This is a genomic window from Marinobacterium sp. YM272 (genome assembly GCF_050908845.1).
In the GTDB taxonomy this organism is placed as follows: Bacteria; Pseudomonadota; Gammaproteobacteria; order Pseudomonadales; family Balneatricaceae; genus Marinobacterium_D.
Genome location: NZ_CP194171.1, coordinates 1,908,686 through 1,932,121, shown reverse-complemented (window position 1 = coordinate 1,932,121; position 23,436 = coordinate 1,908,686). Strand labels below are relative to the sequence as shown.

The 23,436-nt window shown below is 54.7% G+C and carries 5 protein-coding genes; 1 reads left to right on the top strand and 4 read right to left on the bottom strand.

Annotation, left to right across the window (positions count from 1 at the left end; genetic code table 11):
• Nucleotide 1: 1 nt before the first annotated feature.
• Nucleotides 2–1,249: an LssY C-terminal domain-containing protein gene (locus ACQUQP_RS08565; RefSeq protein ID WP_432698379.1), complete on the bottom strand. Its 1,248-nt coding sequence runs from the start codon at nt 1,247–1,249 to the stop codon at nt 2–4.
• 409 nt (nt 1,250–1,658) lie between these two features.
• On the opposite strand from ACQUQP_RS08565, the gene ACQUQP_RS08560 reads away from it, so the two are divergent.
• Entirely contained in the window at nt 1,659–3,008 is a 1,350-nt protein-coding gene (locus ACQUQP_RS08560; RefSeq protein ID WP_432698378.1) for a hypothetical protein, read from the top strand.
• 6 nt (nt 3,009–3,014) lie between these two features.
• On the opposite strand, the gene ACQUQP_RS08555 is transcribed toward ACQUQP_RS08560, so the two are convergent.
• From ACQUQP_RS08555 to ACQUQP_RS08545, 3 genes are read right to left on the bottom strand one after another with little or no spacing between them, the layout of a single operon-like run.
• Nucleotides 3,015–3,749: a hypothetical protein gene (locus tag ACQUQP_RS08555; RefSeq protein ID WP_432698377.1), complete on the bottom strand. Its 735-nt coding sequence runs from the start codon at nt 3,747–3,749 to the stop codon at nt 3,015–3,017.
• A 26-nt stretch (nt 3,750–3,775) separates the two neighbouring features.
• Nucleotides 3,776–5,083 (bottom strand): TolC family outer membrane protein, encoded by a 1,308-nt coding sequence (locus ACQUQP_RS08550; protein WP_432698376.1) that lies wholly within the window; start codon nt 5,081–5,083, stop codon nt 3,776–3,778.
• Nucleotides 5,084–5,096: 13 nt separating this feature from the next.
• Nucleotides 5,097–23,228 carry a VCBS domain-containing protein gene (locus ACQUQP_RS08545; RefSeq protein WP_432698375.1) on the bottom strand — a complete coding sequence of 6,044 codons (18,132 nt, stop codon included), beginning with the start codon at nt 23,226–23,228 and terminating at the stop codon, nt 5,097–5,099.
• Between the last annotated feature and the right edge of the window lie 208 nt (nt 23,229–23,436).

The following is a 23,436-nucleotide window of genomic DNA, read 5'->3' as shown; positions in this document are numbered from 1 at the left end:
GTCACTGGGAATACATGCGTCTCATCGGTGGCTCGCGCCAATCGAAAAAGCGAACATCCTCAAGGTTATTTGGCCGTGCATCGAACTCGAGTACGGCTCTCAGGCCATCCGTGTAATAAGGATCACCTGTAAGGTTAACCCCAGGCTGACTCATGGTTTTTTTGCCGACGCCTCTCACAAATCCAAGTCGTGATAGCCCCCGCGAAAACAGCATATCCTCGATAAATGCCGTGCGTGTTTCATCAATATCGGAATCGATTTTATGCGTGGTAAAGGTGGGTGTATGGGTCGTAAAGCGCACGCCGATATCGCGACTGATCTGCCCCACCCAGACCTCTTTTCCATTAAAACGAAGATCTGTGAGCCAGAGCCTCAGGTGGTTACGCTGATGGATAGTACCGCGCGCTTTCTGCAGCGCTATATCCTGCTTGCGGCCGTCGTAATAAAGATTGCTGACCGGTGAGTAACGGTAGTGCTTGCCAAACAAAAACGAGTTCACCGTTTTCCAGATAGACTTCAGATAACTGTCTTCAGCGTAATGCCATCCGCGCCTTACAAAGGGTGGAAACAGATGTTTCGAGTCACCGATAAGGACAAGGTTAATCGGGTCTCCGTTGACCCGCCCATCTTCGCTGGTGGTACAACAGGGAAGCTTTCGGAGAGTCTCTCGCAGCTGCGCCTCGTTCAAGTCTCTGATTTCTGACTTCTCAGACTGCTGCTCTATCTGCTTGAGAGAGCGGGCCTTAAGGCCTGTCAGCTCAAAGTAAAAATCGAAAAACAGCGTTTCGTCTTTGCTGATGAGATCCACATCCAGTTCTTTCTCATCCTCATCCAGGTTCACGTAAAAGAAGCCGCTGCGCGTAGTCTGCGGAAAAATCGGATTAAAAAAACTGTGGCGGGTGAAGTAGAGATCAACCTCTTCGTTATATCCGCGCTGCAGCCACCGATGTAAGCTGTAAGCCACCTCGTGCGGTGAGAAGTACTCCGGATCAAGCCCGGACGCAATCATCCAATAAGGGTGCGAGTCATTATTCCGAATGCGGATCCAGACCGGCTGTATCTGCCTGCTGAAAAGATCAACGCCGAACAGACTTTGGCTCTCCTCCCTGCTTAACACGGCCGCTTCAACGGTGACATTGTTTTTTTTCTGAAGCTTCGCACGGTCCCGAAACGAGCTAACGCTGGGGTCTGGAGAAAAACTCGCACACCCTCCCAACGTCAAGGTGAACAGCAGCAGTAAAACAGACATCCACCGCACACAAATGCACCGAGACAACCGGTGAAAAATACTCGTATCGATAACTTGTGCTGCTCGCATTATGAGGCCTCAGAAACACACAAGGATGAAGAAACCGCCACCACATCTTTTAAGGGTAGTCCGCCACTAAGGCAATTAAACCAAAGCAGAGAAACCATCTACTCGGTTACGAAAAATCGGGTTTTGGAAAACTTGCAACGCCAACCACTGAACACGCTGTTTTACCTCAAGATGTCATCAAAACCAGCGAATCTTTAAAATCGGTTCATAAACAACACCTCACGCTGTTCTCCAACCGCTATTATTCTATGGTTGATCTACCTCTGCACGCTGACTTTGGAGCCGTAATATGACGAGACCGGGGCCATTAAGCTCACTAACAGCTTCGCTTTCTCGCCTCATGGTTTTAGCGCTGACCGGTTACCTGCTTAGCAGCTGCGCCATCATTGAAGATACTCCGAAACGTCCCGATCCCGGTTCGCAGCTCAGCGCGCAAAGCGAAGATGGCTCGGTAGAGTCGGACATGGATATGCTGGGTCTGCAGGCACTGGTGATGTCGATGGCTGACGAATATGTTTCATCCGTCTCCGAAGTTGCCTTCCTGCACCTGCGCCCCAAGGCACAAACCAGCAATGAGCGCGTGCTGATCCAGTCATTCATGCGCAACAGCTTTGGCGCCGCCACCGAGATCGCCGCGGGTCGAAACCCAGATATCGCTCTGCTGGATATGCTGGTACTGGTGACTCTGCAGCGCCAAACCTTCGAAAACTACTGGATTCCTAAAATCTGGGGGGAAGATCGCGGTCGCGATGCCCTCGCCCAGCTGAAAAACACGGAACGGGGTCTCTGGCAGCGTTCATCAAGGCTACTGTCCCCAGATCAGCAGGCTACCCTGCGCAGCCTTATCGATGCCTGGCTTGAAGAAAACCCCGACCGCCTTGTCGTTGAATTGATTCGCTTCGATGAGTTTGCTGATGCCCGTGGCATGCCTCAGAAACAACAACGGGATGCCGCCGTGGGTCTGCTGGAAGAGATCAACGATGCCGTATCAGCCATCGACGAAGCCCTGCTCTTTGCAGAGCGCGCCATGTGGTACACGGGCCGGTTAACCTACATCGTCGGAGAACAAGCCGAACTCTCGGCTTACCGTATACTGGCAACGCCGGAAGTTCAGGAAACCCTGGCGCAGTTTGACGAACTGCAACAAACACTCAACGCCTTTCAGGTCACACTGGCGTCCTACCCCGATCACCTCGCCCAGGTTGAGCGTAACCTGTTCGAAAACCTGAGTGCCGAACGCAAGCGTGCTATCGACTATCTATTTGAGAGGATTGCTCAGGAAAGGGCCCAGATATTCACCTCTATCTCTGACAGCAGCGGCCAGGCTAAAGAGATACTGCCCTCCTCCCTGGAGCTGATCAAAGCCTCTGCGGACCTCGCCATGATGACCAATGAGGCCGCGGTCAATATTGATAAATTGATGGCGCGTTTTGACGAGGAGTCGACTGGAACAGCACCTACGGAACAGGAATCTGACTTTTCAACCAGCGCCCTCGAGCTGGTAACGGCATCCAATCAGCTGGCCAGCCAGCTACAGATACTGCTACCACAGTTACAACTGGATCTCGCGACGGCAGAGAGCTTTTCGGAAAACCTGGTGAATCACATGTTCTGGCGACTGGTAGCGTTGATCGTCCTGATCTTCGCGGGCATCGCGGTTTTGCGCCTGCTGCCCAGGCGCAAAACCTGACGGCCTTCAGCCGCCGTTCACCAGTGCTTCAGGAACGCTAAACCGCGCCCCATCATCGAACTCAACGTTGTAGGTGCCGTTGGCGCCCTGGTTGACTGTCCAGGCCGATGAGGTGTCAGTGGATTCAAGAGCACCGTCGATAAACAGCAGGCGGCGGCGTCCATCATTTTCCCAGCCAATATCAACCGTGGCCGTTCCCGGCGGCGACCGACGAACGACACCTGCACTGCAGGTTTGCGCCTCGATATAGGGTGGCTGGCATTGAATCTCGGACTGCGCGTGATATCTAGTGCCCGCCACCAGTGCGTCCTCCGCCGCGGGTAAAGGCTTAAGCGGCTTTCCGGTGATCTGTACCTGCAACGAAAAATCAGTTTTCTCTTCGCGCCGGGCAGCAGCACGCATCAGGTAGACACGCAACGTGTAGACACCATCATCCGGCAGAATAGCGTTAAACGCCTCATCGCCACCGCTGACAAACATCGCGGCGGCAGACGAGCCTGGAGGCAGTACATTGAACTGGTTGGCAAGGTTCGTGCCCTGCATTTGCGCCGTTATACGCTGACCGGCAGCGGCTCTCAGGCGGTAATCCACCGACTCGTACCCGGTCAAAGAACCTTCGATAACCGCCGAATTCGCGCCGGGTGCAAACTGCACCTGTTCAACCCGGGGAGCGTTATCATCGGCCTGCAAAGAGGTTGCGGCCAGCATAAGAATAACCGTCGACAAAGTCGTCCGTTTCATAACGTCTCCCCGCACTCGGGCCTTGTTTATTTGATGATGGCATCCATTACGCGAACATCTTCCTCGGTCAGCGTGCCAGCGGCGGCCTCAAGCCGCAGCTGTGCCAGCAAGGTTTCCACTTTCACCCGGTTCAGATCCCGTTCGGCCGTGAACACCTGGCTCTGCGCGTTCAGCACGTCGATATTCAGCCTGACACCCAGGTCAAAAGCATCCTTGTTGGATACCACCGCATTGCGCGCAGACTCCAGCCCCTGCTCCGATGCCTGAATCTGAGCCAAGCCATTCACCACCCCAAGGTAAGATTGGGACGCCAACAACCCCGCGCTGCGACGCGCATAATCCAGCGCCGACTGGGCACTGACCAGGTTTGAAGACGCCTCGCGTGTGCGGGAAGAAACAGCGCCACCCTGGTAAAGCGGCAGGTTAAACTGCAAAGCAATACGGCTGTCATCGGTGTTCTCACGATCACCGCTGTCGAGGGTCGAGTTGTAGCCGGTTGAAAGCACAAGATCCACAGTGGGGTGATGACCGGCACGCTGTCGCTCCACATCGCGTCGCGCGATCTCCGCGGCAATACTCTGCTGCTGCACCGCGTTATTAGCAGTCATCGCACGCTGCACCCACTGATCCAGGTCCAACGGTTCCGGCGCACTGAGCTGAGCACCGTCTAGGCGACCCTCGCTCTCTGCGGCCCCAACGCCTGTGATAACAGCCAACGCCTGCTGCTGCACCTGCAGCGCGGTTTGTGCCGCAATCAGCTGGGTGGTGGCATTGGCGTAACGCGTTTCAGCATCGTGTACATCGGTTTTGATACCGGTACCGATATCGAACGCCTCACGCGCAATGTTGAGCTGTGAGGCGACCGCCGACTGGTAGCCTTCGGCGGCTTCCACATCCGCACGGGCCTGCAGCACACCAAAATAGGCTTCCGCCAGGCGCAGAATCAGGTTCTGCTCCGCTTCTGCAAAGGCCGCCTCGGCCTGGCTGACCTGGAGCTTGGACTGGTCATACTCAATCCAGTTTTGACGTCGGTAGAGCGGCTGGGTCAGCGATAGCGTCGCGCCATAGCTGCTGTAATCCCAATCAGTGGTGGTATTGGCGTCTTCGTTTTCCTGTTCTTCCCAGTTATAGGTGTAATTGCCGGACAGGGATACCGACGGCAGCAACCCGGAGCGCCCCTGCGGCAGCCTTTCACCAGCCGCCTCAAAATCGGCACGGGCCTGCGCATACTGCGCATCATTGGCCTTCGCCGCCTCGTAGGCCGACATCAGATCGGCGGCCTGCAGAGAGGAAGAAGCCATTGCGATGGTAAGAGCTAGCGCTGTTTTTTTCATAGGTTACTAATTCTCAAATTCCGTGGTGTTGCGGATCATCCTGTTGCGTATCGATATCGGATGAGTCAGCCGGCACAACGCTATCCGGCATCTCATCCACAGCAGGCTCCGGAGCACTGTCCGGCTGCTCGTCAGCAGCAGTGCCGAGATCCATCAGCACCTCCGTCGGAGTAGCATCGTCTCCGCCAGAGGTAAGGCTGTCAGAAGTAACGCCTGCCGCGCTGAGATAGTCATCTACCGCTGAAGTATCGCTAGTAGTGCTGCTTGCGCCCTGGTCTGTGCCACTGGCTGCAAACTGCATGTAATCACTGATCGCTGATTCGGGTTCATCTGAGCTTATTAGTGCAGCCTCTTCAACAAGCGTGCCTGCTGACTCATCGGATGCTGGTGGCGCTGGATTAGCCTGCACGCCCTCATCCGTTCCCTCCACAGTAATCTTGATATCGTGAGTATTGCCGTCAGTATCGGTCACCGTAAAGGTTTCAACAAAGCTTTCACCGGTGTTCAATGCCTGAACTTCTGGTGAATCATTATCAATGCGCGCTTGCCACACGCCTCCAAGCTGGGTCATCAGCAATGAGCCGCCGTGATCGCCAGTGACTGTTTGACCAGCAAAAGAAATAGCTTGGCCATCTGCATCAGTAGACACAACACCCGCAGCACCGAGGAAATGACCGCCATGTTCATCAATAACAGTTTGGTCTTCGACAACCGACTGTGAGGCAACAGTATCATTCGAGCTGACTGACGCAGTCGTTGATGGCGCTACAATATCTAGCGACGCCAGACCTGGCGATACGCCTCCTAGAGGATCCTGTATATCGAAAAACAGCTGTATTTCACCCGTATAGCCACTTTGTGGCGTTATCGTGAAGGTACCATCGCCGTTGTCATTGACCGTAGAATAACCTGCATGGAGGTTATGGACAGTCAGTTCTTCACCGGCTTGCAGGTCAACATCATGAGCATTAGCCAACAATGCCGCTTCACTAATGGTAAACGGCGTGCCACTGGTTTCATCGGGTAAATGTACCGAAGCGCCGGCTATTGGCGCCTGATTGGTGCCCGTAATGGTCACGGTAATCACCTGAGGGGTGCCGTCACTGCTGTGAACAGTAACGCTATCAGTCACCACTTTACCCTCGGGTAATTCCATAGTGCGATCGTAAAGGGTGTACTCCCAGTTACCATCTGGATCAATCTTTAACGACCCCCAACCATTTGAACCTGCGTAAGTTTCTTCTCCTGTGTAAGAGTGAACTGCAAGACGATCGTCAGAATCAATATCATGAACCGTTAGCTTTCCGGATATCGTCGCAAGGGCGTCCTTATCGTCAGTCATGCTGCCGGTTTTATCACCAGTGAACGTGGCCGCGTCATTAACGTTGATGACATCCAATTCCATGACGGATTCAGCAGAATCGAGCTGACCGTCATTAACGGTGAACCCCAAAGAAAGGTGACCTTGAAAATCCTTTGCTGGCTGGAAAACCAGTTGTGGAATATCAGCCGCGTCAATCTGTTGCCCGGCTGTTACAGCCTGACCGTTCAATAACAAAGCACCAGAGGCAGGGAGTTGGGTCAGTGTCACATGGTGTAGTGAATCTGCAGAATCTACATCATGAAATCCGAAATCATCCTGCTTGAAAGTATAAGACGTATCTTCGTTAAACACTGGATTTGACGTTAAACGAATATCAGGCGCGTCTTCTAAAGGATTAACATCAACAGACATCTGAACTGTCAGACTGCCAGTAACGCCTCCTTCATCGGTAGCAACACCCTTTACATCAAGCGTTAAGCTGGTTTCATAGTCTTTTGGCAGTGCCAGCGATAAATTTGGCAGTTCCTGAGGTGTGAGTACCCAAACGCCATCCGCTCTTAGAGTTCCCGCACTCAAAGAACTGCCAACAGGGATACCCGAAATTTCTATACTTTGGCTTTCGTGGGCATCAAAATGCCCACCCAGTTGAATATCCAGGTCGAAGGTAGAATCTTCGTCATTCCTCACTGCATTCACTGTGACCGTAGGCACATCGGCCACAGGCGCCACAGTCACGCTAAGAGTAGAGGTTTGTTCAGCTTCTTGGGTGCCATCTGACGTTTTAGCAACAATTTGAAGGTCTATATCCCCCCGCCAATCCTGAGCCGGTGTCAGTGTTAAACCTGCCAAATCTGCTGGTGCTAATGTCCAGGAGCCATCTGCGTTATGACTACCTGCTGACAGAGTGGCGCCATCAGGTATGCCCATAATCACAATACTTGCCAACTGGTCATCGGCAACTGACGCTTGCACATCAATATCAAGCAATATGGGCGCGTCTTCAGGCGAGGCAAACACGTCGATATCTCGCATTTCCATAACCGTGCCATGCCGATCGATATGCAAGGTTCCAGCTTCACTCGTTAGCCCGCCTGTCGCATCCTCTGACCAGCCACTACCATTACCCGTCCAATCATAAGTAATTTTGATATCGAGCTCCGCAGGCGCATTATCGGCAAATTGGAAAGTAATATCCTGTGCATTCACGAAAGCATCAATATCAAGATTAGGAAAGACCACTGTATCCTGTTTGTCGATGTTCCATAGCCCGCAGTAAACAGGATCACCACTCACTAATTGACCATCAATCAACAAGCCGGTTATGCAGTGATTATCAACCCCGACTGGAACGGTAAAAGCGACTGCATTACCGGGTGTTCCAGGTGCGATGTAAGCCGCATCAAGATACAATAAGTCCAACGGCGTATCCGTGGTGCCAGTCGCGGTTTCGACCAGTGATTGCACCGCAGTCTCAACCTGACGAGTGATGGTCGATACCCCAGTGACCGAAGCGCTAATAATCGCTGCATCAGTGACTGAGCTAATATCGATGACGGCTTGCGCTGTGGTTGCAAGCCTTCCATCACTCACCTGAATGCTGATAGCGACATCATCGCCATGGTAATTGGCTTCAGGCGTAAACTCCCACTCACCGCTGGCAAGCTTGGTAAAGGTGCCATGAGGTGAGGTGATGTCACTGATACTAAGCGTATCCGTTGCATCAGAGTCATGAGCACCCACCTTAGAAAGAAGATCGGCCTCAGTGAAGGTCATGGTTGTATCTTCAGCGGTATTACCCAAATCAACGGCATGAGCACTGTCTGTCGCTGTAACGGTTGGAGCCAAGTCGTTATTAAATATTGTCAGGTCGGCAGAGGCAGGCGTGGTGCCATGCTGCTCGTCCGCTACCTGGTAACTGAAATGGACATTGCCTGTGTACCCCGATTCCGGAGTGTAGGTCCAGGTGCCATCATTGTGGTTAGTGATGCTACCGTGATCGACAGTGACCCCACTAACGCTCAGCGACTCGCTAGCAGTGAGGTCGATGTCGGAAGTGTGTGAAAGTAACTGTGCCTCGGTTATCGTAACCGGTGATTCATCGCCGAGATTCGGTAGATGCACGCTGCCGGATACGGTAGGCGCGTCATTTGTACCGGTCACGGTCACTGTAATCTCATGACTCTTGCCATCGGCGGTCGTTACTGTGAAGGTATCCGGCTGCTGTTCGCCATCTTTCAATGCGCGGGTCGCATCCAACGATGGATCGAGGGTGTAGTGCCACTGGCCCTGTGCATTGACCTCAAAGCTACCGTACTGCCCCTGAACACCTGTCTGCGCCACGAAACTGGTTGTAGATACAAACTGCGGATCATCGGGATCAGTCACCGCCAGTGAGCCCTGCGCCTGACCAGTGGTGTCATCCGCCACTGCGCTGGTGGTGCCGGTGATCTCGGGTAAGTCATCCGCACCGGTAACGGTTACCACTACATCATGGGTCAGACCGTCAGAGGTGGTCACCGTGAAGGTATCGGTTTGTTGTTCGCCTGCTGCCAGTGCGCGGGTAGCCGGGTTGTCTGGATCCAGTGTGTAGGTCCAGTCGCCGTTAATATCGACGCTGAAACTACCAAAGGTTCCAGCCGTACTGCTCTGCACAACAAAATCAGTCGGCGGTACAGCACTATCAGGGTCAGTGACCGCCAGCGTGCCCTGTGCGCTCTGGCTGGTGGCGGTGTCGAGTAGGCTGCTGGTCGTCCCGGAAATTCTTACCAGGTCGTCTGTGCCGGTGACCGTGATAACCGCGGTCTGGTCAACCTGCTCAGCGGTGCCGCCTACTGTTTCAGTAAGCTGGTAGCGAACGTAGACCTTCTGCTCATCACCCGGTGCCAGGTGGTCAAACGCTGAACTGTTGGGATCTACATGCAGTGTATGGCCATCTGCATCCAGGCTCACACCTGCCGGTAGCTGACTGCTAAAGTGCGTGCCGTCAGTGGAATAGAGAACCTGTGCGACATTGATCTGGTCTGCTCCGTCGAGCAGGTCCAGACTGCCAGCAGCACCATTCTCACTGAGCGTCTGGCTGAGACCATCGGTATTAATAATCTCAGTTGTGGCGTGAAGCGCGGTGCCGAACAGATCGGCTGTGCTGGCATTAACCTGCCAGTCGTGATCGCCCACCTGATCTACCCTGGTGTGATCGATGGTTACCGACCACTGGCCGCCGCTGACAGTGCCTTGCAGATCAAAACTGTTTTGTGGATTAAGGCGATCCTCCAGATGCACGGTAATTGGGCTGCCATCTGCAACCCCCACGGCACTGCCGTGTATCGTTACATCACCTGAAGTCGTCTCAAACGCATTGGTCTGCCATTTGTCGCTCTGGCCTGGATGATTCTGCCCATGAACCTGATGTCCACCCCTTGTATCGACGGATACTTCCAGAGAATTGTCAATCGAGTCGATCGATACTGACGAGGCAAACTGGCTGACAGATGAGGTCGCAACCGTGGAGGTGTTACCCGCCTGGTCGGTAAAACTGACTGCCAGTTGCTGGCCCGGTGTTACATCATGTTGGACTACGCCGGTCGAGATGTCCTGCGAGGTTAGCGTGTAGTCCGTACCATCAATGGTTAACGTATCGCCCGCTACCGCATCTGACGGTAACTGGATTTCTGCAGTTAATGTCCCGTTAGCGCTTAGCTCATCAGGAGAGTACTGGTTATCGCTGCCCGCATCGGGCAGATTGACAGCCAGATTGCCAACCTGTGTATCCAGAGTGAACGCAAAGTCAGTTGCGCCTGACACGTTGCCGTGGGCATCGATTTGACGCACCTGGAACTGGTTGTGCCCTTCCTGTGGCGCAAACGTAGGCTCCCAGGTTTGCCCTCCATCGGTAGAGAATTCGAGACGACCACCGACTTCCTCTCCGATGAAATTGAGTGCACCATTACTGGTTAGATGATCCGTTGGATTGCCTGTGTCATCGACCAATTCAACGGTGATTCCTCCAGCCTCTCTTATGTCTACACCATACCGAAGGGTTTCGCTGAACGTGCCACCACCCTGTGCCGGGCTGATGGACGCCTCCAGTTCATTATCTGCTGCAAGCGCTGCTGCGGGTACTTCAACGGCAAATACACCCGATGCATCGACCTGTCCTGTAAAGCTGATGTTATCGACATTAATGGTTACTGTGTCACCATTTTCGAAGTTGCCACTGACCGTGCCGGTTACAGTGACTAATCCTTTGTATTCACTGTGTTCCAGAATGTTGTCCTGCGTAACAGGATCAATATTTATCGATGTTGCTTGCGCATTAGTGTCCACTGACAAGGTCAATGATACATCGCTGGCGAGAGTAACTGCGGCTCCGCTGGAACTTGCCTGTGGCATCGGTTTTGTTGGATCGAGCACCACACCTGCATAACTATTGGCTGACTCTACCTGCCCATCTGGCCCGGTGGTGGTAACGCTCGCATCGACCAGTATGTTGTCCGTATAACTCGCGGGTAATTGTGCGGTTAGACTGGAAAGCGTCCACCCTTGAACCTCAACTGGATGGGTTGGATCAGTGATGGTGACTGAGTGTCCATGACCGTCACTGATGACCGTACCCGCGGGCAGTCCAACCAGAGATTGGGCCGTCACCTGATCATCTGTGTCGGCTGGCGCTCCTGCTGAAAGCTTGATTGACAGCAGTGCGCCCGGGTTGGGCGGCGCGATACTGGTATCCACTTCAACGGTGGACACGTGCACGCTACCTACCGTGTGGTACTGGTAGTTGCCAGTCTGGTCAACAAAACGGCCGTTCTGAACATGGATCACTGTAAGCAGGTCGGAATCACCCTGTAGCAGTGAACCCACCTGTGCCGTCTGCAATTGAGCCGTGTCGACAGCGGTTTTTGCAATACCGACGTTGAAGATTTTGCCGGTAAAGGCATCATTAGCACTGAATCCACCACCGAAGCTGTCCTGATCGTTACCGAGTGCGAATTTTCCGCCATCTTCGATCGTCGCGCCTTGGCCAACTCCCGTCATCTGCTTGACCACCTGGCCATCCACTAATACATCGAGGGTGCCGGCGTTACCATCCCAGGAGAAGGTATATCGATGGTCATGACCATCGTTACGCATCTCAACACCCGTCGCGTACTCCTGGCCACCTACACGGAATGTGAGATCTTTACCCGGCACATCGTTCCAGATGTACATATGGTTGTAGTCGGATGATGTGCCATAGGAGATCAGCGTCGCTCCGTGCCCACCAGATGAGGAAACCTGATCACCGCCCAGAATGGTCATATCGATAGTGATGCCATGCATGGTACCACCTGCATTGACGGTACCTGTATTGACCACACCACTGGCTGAACCGGCGGCAAATTCCATGACCTCCTGCTCGGCCGTTACCGTGACAGAAGGGGTTGGAACATCGGTGACTGAGGTGACATCGATGGTGCCGTGCGCAGTGACGTCAGTATGACCGTCATTGATTGTCAGGCTTACCTGAACATCATCACCGTGATAATTCGCTGCCGGGGTAAAGGTCCAGTCGCCACTGGTCGCATCTTGCGTAAAAGTACCATGCGGGCTGGTGACAGCCGTCACATGCAAGGTATCGCCGGAATCAGCATCACTTGCCCCTACCAGTTGCAGTAGGTCCGCCTCGGTGAAAGTTTTGGAGGTATCTTCACTGGTTGTACCCAGGTCAGCGGCATTTGCTGCGTCATGGGCTGTTACGGTCGGTGCGTCATTTGTTCCCGTAACGGTCACTGTAATATCCTGGGTAACCGTTTCTCCATCAACCGTTGTCGCTGTCACTGTAAATGTATCAGGCTGAGAATGTCCGTCTAAAAGTGCCTGAGTGGCGGGTAAACTGTTATCCAGTGAGTAAGTCCAGTGGCCAGTGGCATCTATACTGAGCTTGCCATAGGTACCCTGCAGGTCTGTCAATGACTGGAAAGTCGGATTGTCACCGAGGTCTGCATCCGTCGCAGTCAGGTCACCAGTGATAGTCGCCGTTGCAGCATCTTCGGTAACCGCACCGGTATGGCTACCGGCAATAACAGGGCTATCTTCACTGCCGGTGACATTAATTGTGATGACGCGTTTGATACTGCTACCGTCGGTGGAGGTAGCTGTAACCTCTATGGTATCTGGTTCTGTCTGGCCAGCATTTAAACCCTGTGTAGCCCGGAGACTGTTGTCAACCTGATAGGTCCAGTGACCATTGGCATCTACAGTTAACGATCCGTAGTTACCTCTGACTGTTTCTGCGGTGAAACTAACCGCATCGGTTGTATCAACGTCACTGATAAGAAGCTTACCGGAAATACTGGCTGTAGAATCTTCTGCCGTATTCCCCACATGGTCACCAGTAATGATCGGGGCATCGTTGGTGCCGGTGATATCGACGTCAATCACGCGGGAAATTTGTTGTCCGTTGGCATCGACCGCGTTAATCGTCGCATGATCAGTTAGCTGCTCCCCACCGGCCAGCGCTTGCACAGCCGGGTCTGCATTGTTAAGGGTGTAATGCCAATGCCCCTGTGCATCAATCGTGAAAGTACCATGAGAGCCTGAATGGGAGGCATCGACTGCCCAACCGGTAACGCCGGTTTGCTTGACACCATTGGCATCAACCACATTAAGCACACCGTCAGCTTCCAATGTGGCATCTTCTACTACCGCAGCACGCAATGTGCCACGTAAAGTGGGATTGCCGGCATCCCCGGTAATGTTGACAACGATATCGGCAACACGGGATTCACCGTGGTTGTCTGTAAGGACAATATAAAAGCGTTCTTGCTGGCTGCCACCTGTGTGAAGCAATGAATTGAGCTGGTCCCGCTCTGGCCCCCCTTTATCGAGCATATATTCCCAGTTACCATTTGGTCTGATGGTAAGCTGACCCACCGCAGTATCAATCTTTGCGGTTCCCGCAGATAAATCCACCTGCTGACCGTTTATCGTTAGCGATAACGTATCGTGAGTGTCAACGTCATTGATCACGACTTGTCCGGTGGTGGACATATGGGTTGTGGCAGTAGTCTGAACAGAACGCTCAGCAGATAAGCCCCCGGTTATTGTTGGAGCATCATTGGTGCCAGCAATATCAAAATCAACCTGAGCCAGTTTATGACTCCCATCGGCCAGCGTGATCGGAATCAGGAAATGATCACTTACTGATTCGCCCTGACCCAACGTTTGCACTTCAGGCGCATTATTGTTCAGTTGATAATGATATTGACCTGAGGCATCGACGATCAGGCTACCAAAATTACCATCCAAGCGGGTTGGTGTATCTACTGTACCTGCGCCGTTTAATTGGAATACCTGCCCAGCGTGAGTAACGGTAATATCTTCCTGAACCTGCCCACTGGAATGCAATGTATCGGGTGACGCGCTTACGATAAGGTGATGTTGGGCTTGCGCCGGTGTACCGGCAGTCGTTTCTACATGGGCTTGAACCAGCAGGTTCTGATCCTGCAAGGCACTTGCATCCGCTGTTGGAATCGTGACGCTCCAAGTGTCACCATGTACGCTTCCTGTATAGGTTTTTCCAGCAATTTCAATGGTAACAGTATTACCGTCGTCGACGTGCGTAACACTACCTGTTATCACCATGGGTGAGCCCTGATCGGTAGAATCAAACACATCATCCTGACTGACAGGGTCAATGGTTATGGTAGGAGTTCCCGTGTCGATGACCAATGGCTGCTCAACACTGCCATTGGTGCCATCCGGGTTTTTGCCCAATAACATGATGTGATGGGTTCCATCACGCAGTGCGGTACCGGTGTAATCGAAAGACCAATGTCCCGTGGCATCCACAGTGGTTGATCCAAGACTAGAAAAAGGCCCGTCCATGATTCTGATGGTATCGCCGGGTGAGCCGCTGCCGGAAAGTACCAGAGTATTATCAGCGGTTATGAAGTCGGTCGCATCTGTTCCTGTGTCGGAAGTAATACCGGTTAGCGCCAGAGGCGGCGGAGGCGTCACATCCAATGCTGCCTGAGCCGTTACGGGGGTGGTACCGTCGGTAACGGTTATTTGTACGGCGGCATTGGTAGCGCTGGCGCCAGCAGCTGGTGTAAATACCCAGTCACCACTGGTTACATCTTTTGCAAACGAACCGACGGTGGGATCAATTGCAACAGTTGAAATGGACAAGTGATCAGCGCTGTCGACGTCGGCAGCGCCGACAAGACGTAATAAATCCGATTCACCAAAGTGCACAGGCTGTCCAAGGTCTGAACTACCCAAATCAGCTGCATTTGCCGCGTTATCGGCAGTGACGGTTGGTGTATCGTTGGTGCCTTCAATAGTGACGCTAAGGGTGTGCTCGGTACCATCCAGTGACCGTACAATAATGCTGTCAGTCAGCGGCTGAGCGCCCTGAGCCAACGACTGAATCGCCTGCTGACTGTTATCGGCAGAGTAGGTCCAGTGCCCTTGGGCATCGAGGGTAAAGGTGCCATAGCTGCCTGCTCCTGCAGCGCCTGTTACCGGTGTGAACGCCGCTTGAGCGTCTACCGAATCATTGACCGTCAGAGCCCCGGAAGTCGTCAGCATGCCGCTGCTATCGACAGACTGATCCTCCTGCAAGTTGCCGCCGGCACCGGTGATGATAGCGTCGGGTGTTGGTACCAGAACGTTCAGTGTGATCGTTCTGCTAACAAATGCCGTACTTGAGCCGTCACTAGTCTCTGCCCGTACCTCAAAGTCTTGCGTGCCCGTGTAAGTCAGCGGTGCGGTAACCTCAACCTGATCAAGCGCCCAGCCGGACACATCCAGCGGTGTGCTGGGATCCGAGACAATAATCTGGTGTATACCATCGCTAATCATAAACCCGGCAGGTAACCCAAGGATTTCCGTCGCGAGTGTTTCCGAGCCATCAACGTCTGTGGCTGCGGCTGAGATATCCAGGTTAAACGTCGCACCACCCTCCAGCGAGACGCTGGACGCATCCTGCACCGAAACCCGGACTGTGGCGGAAGTCTCGTTGACGCCATCCGTTACCGTGTAGGTAAAGCTATCCATCCCGGTGAAATTGGCCGGTGGCGTATAGCTGAATGTACCATCGCCATTGTCGATGACCGCTCCACCGTGGGCAGAGGTGGTGTCGACGGTGGCCAAAGTGACTTCCTGACCTTCCGGGTCGACCGCAGCCGCTACAAGATCGGTGGTCGTCAGCGAGCCGTCGCGGGTATCCATGGTTAGATCTGGACTTTCTGCCACAGGAGCCCAGTCTGAGGGCTGCATCGACAACCTGAAGTCAGTGTGCGCATGATCGGCCGCGACCCCTATGCGGCCATCATTTAAAGGCTCATGAAAATCATGAGAGACTTTCAATACACCACCGGACCATAACTCAGCTACAGAGCCATTAACCCGAAGCTCAACAACATGCTCAACATCCTTGGTCGCCAGGGTCGGCTCATGAAGAAACTCAACCTGTGAAGCCTGGCCGTTTGATACTTGTTCTATTGACCAACCTCCAGCACCGGCTCGAAGCATCACGACTTTGTAATTATTTTCGTCCTGGTAATCGAAAACGATGCCGCCGTTCTGCCAGGTCGAACCTGCCTGGTGCGCATTGACGGATGCTGACAGGACGAAGTTTTCACTGATAGAACCGGCATAGCCCACAAGAGCAACCTGGAAGCTGCCACTATCAGTGGCCTGTAGCTCAGTACCGGTGATCGTCCAGTTGCCCCCTGTGGTCTCCATCTTATGCGGATTACCATCGGTCGCCGAAGTATCAAACCCAAAATCACTGATATCGGCATAATGGATGGTTGCATCCCCCCCCGGCAGATGAACGGTTGCCAGGTGGTGAACAGTATCAATGGACACTTGATCGGCTTTGAAATTTGAGAGATCCAGACGGTTCGTGCCCTGTCCGCCGACGACGGTAAATGCGTCACCCGGTTTCAGATCGGTAAAGCGGAAAATGTCATCACCACTTCCCCCTGTTACCTGGCTTACCTGGTAATAACCGGATGCTTCACCCTGTCCTGGGCTCTGGTAACCGGAGGTAGTTGGATCAAAAACAATCTGCGAGGAGGCGGTGCTGAAGTCTGCACAGGTAATCGTCGAATGAGCCGCCGAGTTCATCGCAGTAACACTGAGGCTGGCCTGGTCGGCAACCGGGGTGACAGCAATAGCGCCGTGAGCCGTGACGTCATCGGTACCATCGGTAACGGTTAACGAGATGGGAACATCCCCACTGAAGTCCCCCGCTGGTGAGAACTTCCACGAACCATCTGTTTGCTGAGTAAAGCGGCCATATTGGGGATCGATAGTCACTGCACTGATAGAAAGAGTATCGCTGGCGTCCACATCCTGGGCGCCAACTAATTGCAGCAGTTCGGTTTCGGTAAATGTTTTGCCTGTATCCTCGTCGACCGAGCCAAAATCAGCCGCCGTCGCAGCGCTATCCGCTGTCAGGGTAGGCACATCATTGGTGCCAGTGATGCTTATGGTGATGGTATATGGGGTTCCATCTACACTGTGCACCACGAAGGGATCGGTGAGCGGCGTATCTCCGGTACCCAGTTGCTGGATATCGGGCTGGTTATTGTTGGCCTCATAATCCCAGTTGCCGTTATCAAAGATGGTCAGGCTTCCGTAACGCCCATGCAGCGTGGTATCGGAACCAAACCCAAGCGGAGCGCGGTGCTCTTCAAATTCAGCTTCACCCGCATCCGGATCCTGGATGGTCAGCGTTCCGGATGCTCTGAGTGCATAGGCACTGCTGCCACTGCCCGTTAAACGATCTTCCTGAACCGTTCCGGTATTGTCGCCAGCTATCACCGCCGCATCCTGCACTGCCGCCAGCGTCATGCTCGTCGACGTGCTGACCACTGCTCCCTGCGGATCCTGCACATCGTAGGTAAAACTGACAGGGCCGTTGTAATTCGCGTCCGGGTGGAAAGTAAAAGTACCATCCCGATTATCCGTAACGGTGCCGTGATCAGCCTGCAGGTTCTGCACGCTTAACTGTGCGGTCTCACCCTGATCGAGATCAGTGGCATTAGCCAGTAACTGCGTCAGGCTCAAAGTGACATCGGTATCTTCGGTTCCCGCCGCGAGCGAGATAGGCTGGGATACAACCGGCGCATCGTTGGTACCAACAACGTTGACCTGTACCGTTTGAGTCTGCGTCTCTCCGCTGTTGGTGGTGACTTCAACGACGAAGGTTTCATGGGCTGAATGCCCATCTGCCAGGGACTGCGTAGCCGCACGGCTGTTATCCAGCTCATAATGCCAATTACCGTCGCTATCGATGGAGAAAGTGCCGTAACGCCCTGAAGTGCCGGCCTGCTCAGTAAAGACAGGGTTATCGCCCGTATCCGCATCGGTCACATGCATTTGACCGGACAGGCTTTGCTCGGCGGCATTATCTTCGGTAGTACTCCCCAGGACAGGAGTGGCTTCGTTTACGTCAACCTGATCACCCGCGACTGAGAGAGTCACAGGATCGGTGGATACGCCTCCGACAACGGTATGAATAGCATGGTCACCATCGGCGAGCTTCGATGTGCCCAGTTGCCAGATGCCTTGACTGTCAGCTGTGGCAGTACCCAGGTGCTGGCTGCCCTCGTAAACTTCGACTTGCTCTCCAGCCGCAGCCCGTCCCGAGATAACAGTGACGCCGATATTGGCATCGACATGCTCTACACGCTTGAAGTAGATGTAGTCGTGCTCAGATGCGTTATGGCCATCACAGACTTTAACCAGTCGCACCACTGAGCCGTCTTCAAATACCGCGATACCGCCATCCCAGTTGTTACGCACCGATGGCGCCACCGCCTGCGAATCCACCTCGGGTACGTTTTGGCCGAACCAGCCGTTACTATCCAGGTAGACATAGCCTGATCCTGCCGCCTGTCGGTAGGCATCGTGAATCGTCGGCAAACTTGTCGGGTCGATACCGTCGAGCTTGTTTTCATCATCGCCGGGCATATATAGCGCCACCAGCTTCTGCCCGACAGATACGCCCTGAACCAGCTCGGAGAACATACTGAGGTCAGTACTACCGGTCACATCGGAGATCTGTGTAGCGCCTTCAACCTGTGCCAGGGGATGACTGTCGATGGCCTGGATCTGGGGTTGGTCATGGGTGCCGGTAACACGGATAACTACATCCTGTGTGGTGCCATCCGGCATCGTGATGTGGAAATTTTCCTCAACGACCTCATTGGCTTTAAGGCCCTGGACACCGGCATCCTGATTGTTGAGGTTATAGATCCAGTGCCCCTGATCTCGCAGGTCCAGCGAGCCGTAGGTTCCCTGCAATACATGGTCACCGAAGTGGGCGGTTTCGACCCTGCCCGAATCGGTGAGTTGCAGGTCACCGGAGATAGTCGTGGCCGTATCTTCAACGGCGCTACCTGTTGTATCTCCCCCCAGCTCGTATTCGGAAGAGCCGGTTACCGTGATCGTTACGGAATGCTCGGTACCATCTGCGGAGGTGACTTTGAACACCTCCTGCCCGGTCTGCCCCTTATCGATCGCATCCGCGCGATCATCCGGTGTATAGGTCCAGTGCCCGTCCGCACTGATGCTGAACGTGCCATACTGGCCGTCGGTATCTGTCTGGGCGGTAAAGTGCGCTTCCCCCGCGTCGACATCGCTAATCGAGAGTGTGCCAGAGATCGCAGTGTCATCATCGGGGGTTGTCGTGCTACTGGTACTGGTGATGACCGGCAGATCGTTGCTGCCCTGAACGGTGACGGTAATAACCTGGGTCGCTGACGCTCCCTGCTCGTCAGTAACGACTACCGTGAAGCGTTCGGTTTCAACCTGCCCTTCGGTCAGCCCCTGGGTAGCCGCGCGGCTGTTATCCAGGGTGTAGGTCCACTGGCCTGTTGCCGGGTCTATGGCGAGTGAGCCATAGATGCCCTGATCAGCGCCCTGGACCGCCCAACCAAGCTGATGGCCAGTATCGATGTCCTGAGCAGTCAGCGTATCGGACACGGTATTACCGGCCTGGTCTTCGTCGATAACGCCACTGGACGTACCCACAATTGTCGGCACATCGTTGGTGCCGATAATATTGACGACCAGCTGGAGAGGCGTGCCGTCGATGCTGCCCACCAGAATGTTTTCAGTCAGCATCTGGCTTTCGGCAAGCGCCTGCACATCCGGATGTTGCGAGTTAATCGTATAAACCCAGTCGCCGGATGCAGTCATCGTGATATGGCCGTGGGCGGTGTCCCGATCGACGGGCACCATTTCCGCTTCGCCAACGTTGGGATCATTAACCACGAGATGGCCAGAGAACCGGTCCAGCCCATCCTCCTTGAGCATCCCGCTGGTCACACCACCGAAGATGGCTGGCGCATTGGAACCCTTGATCCTTACCGCTATATCGTGCTGAGTGCCGTCAGCCGTGCGGACAGTAAACGTATCATCCACGTGCTGCTGACCCTGCAGCGAATTCAAACCGCTTTGATGCGTATCTGCGGTATAGCTCCAGCGCCCATCAGGATCTATAGCCAGGGTGCCATAGCTGCCGTTGATCAGCTGCGGGGTAAAACTGGATTCTCCGGCGTCAATATCGTGAACCATCAACGCCCCATCGATATGTAAACGGCCGCCCTGAGCGCCCTGTACCGTCCCCATGGCATGGTCAACACCACCGACAAGAGGCAGGTCGTTAGTGCCCGTAATCCGGATATGCAGCGGCCCTCTCGCGGACTCGCCATGGCTATCGGTCACGGTAATCGGGACAATCAGGTCCTTCACTTCACCGGCCGCCAAGGACTGATAATCAGGATGGCTGGCATCAAAGGTGTAACTGCCATCAGGGTTAATAGTCAGGCCTGGCTGCTGTATCGGTGTGCTGAAAACGAGGGTATCGCCGTCATCAACATCGGTGGCCAGTAAACGCCCCTGTACAAGGCTATCTTCGGTTGCCCGCTGCATCGGGGTATTGGCCAGTATCGGCGCATCGTCGGTACCGTTAATGGTGATTTCAAGAATCTGTCCGTCGGTGCCGCCATGCCCGTCGCGCACCTCTACAGGTATACGCAGGATCTGATGATCGCCGGGTGCAAGATGGTCATAGGCGAGGTCGGTGGGATCAAAGCTGTAGTGGCCATCCGGGTCGAGAGAAAAGCCAGGGATCGGCTGAGTCAGCGCGAAGGTCAACTGGTCGGTCGTATCAATATCGGTCGCGGTAAGCTGGCCGGTCACCACACCCGCACCCTCTGACACACTGAAGTCCGGCACGGTCACCAGAACCGGCCGGTCATTGGTACCGGTTACACGGATTAATAACTCTTCGCTGTCGGTTGCGCCTTGGCTATCGGTGACGATAACCGGCACTTTCACCTCATGCACTTCGCCTTCGGCCAGTGACTGGTAAGCCGGATTTGAAGGATCAAAGTCGTAGCTGCCGTCCGGATACATGACAAAACCGGGTACATCAACCGCGGTGCTGTACTGAGCGGTATCAACCCGATCCAGATCACTGGACAAGACCCGGCCATGAAGTACTACATCATCTTCGGCCACGTTTTGGGGCGGTGTACCCAGTAATGCGGGGCCATCGTTGGTGCCGACCAACTGGATAACAAGGCTTCCGCTATCAGTCTGTCCCTGGCTGTCGGTGACCTGAACAGGGATGGTAATCAGCTGGCGCTCGCCCTCGGCCAGCGACTGGTAAGCCGCGTGAGACGGATCGAAGGTGTAGTGACCATCGGACTGCAGGGTGAAGCCTGCAACAGGCTGGGTCTGGCTGTAGGCTAGTGTGTCGCCGTTGTCCGCATCGGTGGCCAGCAGCTGACCCTGTACAACCTTGTCACCCTCATGCACAACCAGCCCCGGGACCTGCTGCAGCACCGGCTTATCATCGGTGCCGGTCAGGGTGATCACCAGGTTCTGGGTATCACTGCTGCCGTGCTCATCGGTCACGGTCACCGGTACGGTCAGCGTCTGAACCTCACCGGCGGCCAGCTGCTGATAAACCGCGTTGGACGGATCAAAGCTATAGCTGCCATCGCTTAGCAGGGTCAGCCCCTGCACTGGTGCGTTCAGACTAAAGCTGAGCGACGCACCACTGTCCGGGTCAGAGGCCTGCAACTGACCCTGGTAGACTGCACCGTCTTCATCGACCTGAACGAAAGGCATCTGCCCCATCACCGGCGTGTCGTTGGTACCGGTTAACGTAATAACCAGATCCTGAGTATCGCTCGCACCCTGGCTGTCGGTTACCGTCACGGGGACTTTCAGGGTTAATACCTGGCCTTCATCAAGGTGCTGGTAATCGGGGTGGGACGGATCGAAGGTGTAGTGACCATCCGGCTGCAGGGTGAAGCCTGCAACAGGCTGGGTCTGGCTATAGGCGAGTGTATCGCCGCTGTCCGCATCGGTGGCCAGCAGCTGACCCTGTACAACCTTGTCATCCTCATGCACAACCAGCCCCGGGACCTGCTGCAGCACCGGCTTATCATCGGTGCCGGTCAGGGTGATCACCAGGTTCTGGGTATCACTGCTGCCGTGCTCATCGGTCACGGTCACCGGTACGGTGAGCGTCTGAACCTCACCGGCGGCCAGCTGCTGATAGACCGCGTTGGACGGATCAAAGCTATAGCTGCCATCGCTTAGCAGGGTCAGCCCCTGCACCGGTGCGTTCAGGCTAAAGCTGAGCGACGCGCCACTGTCCGGGTCAGTGGCCTGCAACCGGCCCTGGTATACCGCCTCTCCCTCATCGACCTGAACGAAAGGCATCTGCCCCATCACCGGCGTGTCGTTGGTACCGGTTAACGTGATAACCAGATCCTGAGTGTCGCTTGCTCCCTGGCTGTCGGTTACGGTCACGGGGACCTTCAGGGTTAATACCTGGCCTTCATCCAGGTGCTGGTAATCGGGGTGGGACGGATCGAAGGTGTAATGCCCGGCGTCGTCTATGCTGAAGCCCGCGACTGGGGATGACAGAGAAAAACTGAGCCTGTCCAGCGTATCCACGTCCCCAGCGACCAATGTACCAGTGATGCTGTGGGAATCTTCGCGAACATTAAGCTGTGGCGGCTTGGTCAGGACCGGGGCGTCATTAGTGCCGGTCAATGTGAGAACGAAGTCACGACTGTCCTGAGCACCCAGGCGATCTGTCACGGTAACTGGCAGGGTTAACTGCAGCTGCTGTCCGCTGGCAAGATACTGGTAGTCAGGGTGAGAAGGATCAAACCGATAACTGCCGTCTGCGTTGAAAGTCAGCCCCGCCACAGCATGACCCAGACTGAAGGTCAGCTGATCACCGCTGTCCACATCCTGAGCCTGCACCCTGCCCAGGACAACGCCCGCATCCTCATCGGTACTGAAGGTCGCGGCCTGCAGCTCCGGTGCATCATTAGTACCCTGAATCGCGATTGTGACTGTCTGCTGTACGCCGTTGGCGGTACTGACAGTGAAACGCTCGACCAGCTGCTGACCCGCATTTAACTGCTGAATCGCGGTTTGAGCGTTATCAGCGCTGTAACTCCAGCGACCGGCACCATCGATACTGAATGCGCCATAATGGCCAGGAGTTGCCTGCTGTACGATAAAATGAGCGCCACCGGATTGAGCATCAGCAATATCCAGAGCTCCGGAAGTTTGCAGCTGACCTGCAGAGGCAGCCTGGTCTTCCACCAGTTGTCCGGTAAAGTCACCCTCGATACTAACGCCCCCGCCGGCCGAGCCACTTGCGGCACTGGCGGCCTGCCCTGAAGCCGCCTGTCCCACGCCGCCACTTACTGGGGCTTGCTGTAGCACATCGGCCTTACCAGGATCGATCTGTCGTGCATCAGGCTCATCAACCCTGGCATAGGGCACCCCTTCGGTAAGCGGTGGCGTTTCGGCTGCCGGATGATGGTCGGCGCCTAGACCAGGCTCTGAGCTAGACTGTTCAGACCGGTCTTGAGGCACTGGTGCAGTATCGCCGCGTTGCCCCGCTGGGGATTCCGTGCCACTGCTTCCAACTGAGTTTTCGCTGTGCGCTGCGCTCTGCCCGGCACGGCCAGGTCCCTTGGGGGTTGATTCA